At 30.6% G+C, this 3169-nt stretch carries 4 protein-coding genes; all 4 read left to right on the top strand.

Annotation, left to right across the window (positions count from 1 at the left end; translation table 11 throughout):
* Positions 1-129 precede the first annotated feature (129 nt).
* The 4 genes from pyrH (at position 130) to BM384_RS16350 (ending at position 3061) form a co-directional block, all read left to right on the top strand.
* Entirely contained in the window at positions 130-840 is a 711-nt protein-coding gene (pyrH, locus tag BM384_RS16365) for a UMP kinase (protein WP_090015233.1), read from the top strand.
* Between the two features lie 12 nt (positions 841-852).
* Positions 853-1410 carry a ribosome recycling factor gene (gene frr, locus BM384_RS16360; RefSeq protein WP_090015231.1) on the top strand — a complete coding sequence of 186 codons (558 nt, stop codon included), beginning with the start codon at positions 853-855 and terminating at the stop codon, positions 1408-1410.
* A 68-nt stretch (positions 1411-1478) separates the two neighbouring features.
* The gene (locus tag BM384_RS16355; protein WP_242946094.1) at positions 1479-2249 is read left to right on the top strand and encodes an isoprenyl transferase; all 771 of its coding nucleotides are present in this window, start codon (positions 1479-1481) and stop codon (positions 2247-2249) included.
* A 17-nt stretch (positions 2250-2266) separates the two neighbouring features.
* On the top strand, positions 2267-3061 hold the full coding sequence (locus tag BM384_RS16350; RefSeq protein WP_090015227.1) for a phosphatidate cytidylyltransferase: 795 nt from the start codon (positions 2267-2269) through the stop codon (positions 3059-3061).
* Positions 3062-3169: the final 108 nt, after the last annotated feature.

Here is a 3169-nt window from a genome sequence, read left to right as displayed (position 1 = left end):
ATTTATCAAGAGCCGTGTGCGAGGCCCGCATGCACGGTTCTGTGAGAGGAAAGACCTCAGAAAAAAATATTTCTGAGGTTCACCTACTCGATAAAGATTAAAATATAATAACATATTGGAGGTAATAGTATGGCTGAATGTAAGTATAAGAGAGTAATGTTAAAATTATCTGGAGAAGCGTTAGCAGGTGAAAATGGTTTTGGGCTTGATTTTAACGTTGCAAAAAAGATAGCATTACAAATTAAAGAGATTGTAGATATGGGTGTAGAAGTAGGTGCTGTTGTTGGTGGCGGTAACATTTGGAGAGGTAGAAGCGGTGAAGGAATGGATAGAACTACTGCTGATTACATGGGAATGTTAGCTACTTGTATCAATGCATTAACTCTGCAGGATTCTTTAGAACAAGTAGGAGTAGATACAAGAGTTCAGACAGCTATTGAAATGAAGGAAGTTGCAGAACCTTTTATAAGAAGAAGAGCTATGAGACATCTTGAAAAGGGAAGAGTTGTAATATTCGCAGCTGGAACAGGTAACCCTTACTTCTCTACAGATACAACAGCCGCATTAAGAGCTGCTGAAATAGAAGCTGAAGTTATATTACTTGCTAAAAAGGTAGATGGAGTATATGACAAAGATCCTCATAAGTATGAAGATGCTAAGAAATATGATAAGTTATCATATATTGATGTATTAGATCAAGGACTTCAAGTAATGGATTCAACAGCTACTTCATTATGTATGGATAATGATATTCCAATATTAGTATTTGGTCTTGATGAACCAGAAAACATCAAAAAAGCTATTCTAGGCGAAAAGCTTGGAACTATAGTAACAAAATAATAGGAGGGTTTTATGATTAAAGAAATTATTAAAAATTCTGAAGAAAAAATGCAAAAAACAATTTCGGTTTTAAAATCTGATTTATCTACTATGAAAGCAGGAAGAGCTAATCCAAGTATGCTTGATAGAGTGCAAGTTGAATATTATGGAAGCCCATGCCCAATTTCACAAGTAGCAAATGTATCAGCTCCAGAACCAAGAGTACTTATGATTACTCCATGGGAAAAAACAATATTACAAGATATTGAAAAAGCTATATTGAAGTCGGATTTAGGTTTAAACCCTTCAAATGATGGATCAGTAATCAGACTTATAATTCCTGAATTAACAGAAGAAACAAGAAAAGCTCTTGTTAAAAATGTTAAGAAAACAGGAGAAGACGCTAAGGTTGCTATAAGATCTATAAGAAGAGACGCCAACGACAAGATAAAGAACTTAAAGAAAAATGATGATATATCAGAAGATGAAGTTAAAAGAGGCGAAGATAACGTTCAAAAAGTAACAGATTCTTATGTAAAAGAAATTGACACTATTATAGCAGCAAAAGAAAAAGAAATAATGTCAATATAGGTTATAAAAACCTGCTTTATGCAGGTTTTTTTATTAAATTTTTAAAAGGTATGGAGGTGTTGCCCTTGATGAAACTTTTTAAAGGTATAAAGAAAAATGATGAAATTGAAAATAATGAATTTGAAATTGATATGGATAGAATACCTAAACATATAGCAATTATAATGGATGGTAATGGAAGATGGGCAAAAGAAAGAAACCTTCCAAGACAATTTGGTCATAAGGCAGGAGTTGAAACAATAAGAAAGATTATAAAAGAGGCAGATAGACTAGGTGTAGGATATGTGACTTTTTATGCTTTTTCGACAGAAAACTGGAAGAGACCACCAGAAGAAATAAGCGCATTAATGAAACTTTTAGTTCAATATTTAAGACAAGAAATAGATGAACTAGATAGAAATAATGTTGTTATAAATGTTCTTGGTGATATATCAAGACTTCCTAAGGAATGTATTGATGAAATTAATAAATCTATAGAAAGAACATCTAAAAATACAGGTATTGTAATGAATTTTGCATTAAATTATGGAGGACGTAATGAGATTACAAGAGCCATGAGATTAATAGCAGAAGATATAGAAAATAATAAAATATCTCCAAAAGAAATAGATGAAAAAACTATAGAAAAGTATCTATATACAGCAGGGATGCCTGATCCTGATATAATTATAAGACCTTCAGGTGAACAAAGATTAAGTAACTTTCTTTTATGGCAGTGTGCCTATTCAGAATTTTGGTACTCTAATATAAATTGGCCTGATTTTACTGAAGAAGATTTAAAAAGAGCTATACATGATTTCCAAAATAGAGATAGAAGATTTGGTGGACTTAATAAATAGAACAGGGGTTGATTTTGATGAAATCTGATAATAGATATTTAGGTGCTCTTATGATTGCTCCTTTTATATTATTTATATTTTTAGGAGGATTTCCTTTAGAAATATTTACTTTTGTATTATCTGCATTAGGACTATACGAATTTTATAAAGCACTTAGAGAAAAAGAATTTAAGCCTATAGATATAGTTGGATATATTCTATTGCTTTTATATTACTTGATAGGACATAATTTTGAAGCTTTAACTTACATATTAGTTTTAGCAGTATTTATACTATTAATTATTCCAGTAATTAATTTAAAGTATACATTTATTGATGTAGCTTTAACAGTGCTAGGATTTTTATATGTAGGTGTATTCTTTAGCTTTATATACTTAGTAAGTGAAATGCCAGGTGGAAGTTTCTATGTATGGCTTATATTTATAGGATCATGGATGACTGATACAACAGCTTATTATGCAGGAAGACTTTTTGGAAAAACTAAGCTTTGTCCAGAGGTAAGTCCTAAGAAAACTGTTGAAGGTTCTTTAGGAGGACTTGTGGGAGCTACTTTATTCTGTGGTTTATATGGTGTTTTTGTAACACGTTATGTAGCATACGTTCCATTATATCATTTCTTTATAATTGGAGCTATATGTGGTGTATTTAGCCAATTTGGTGATTTAGTAGCCTCATCTGTAAAAAGATATGTAGGTATTAAAGATTACAGCAAACTTATACCAGGTCATGGTGGAATATTAGATAGATTTGATTCTATACTATTTAGTGGTGTTGTTGTATTTTACTACTTAACATTTATATTAAATCTTTAAAATTATTAGAGTATTGCTTTGTGTGTTAATAAAAAACATTAAGCAATACTTTTTTAATGCATAGACCAGTTATACAAAAAAATAAAAAATTTTAAAAAATAATTTTTT

Source organism: Clostridium sp. DSM 8431, from assembly GCF_900116755.1.
GTDB lineage: Bacteria > Bacillota > Clostridia > Clostridiales > Clostridiaceae > Clostridium.
This window is presented reverse-complemented; position numbering and strand designations above follow the sequence as displayed.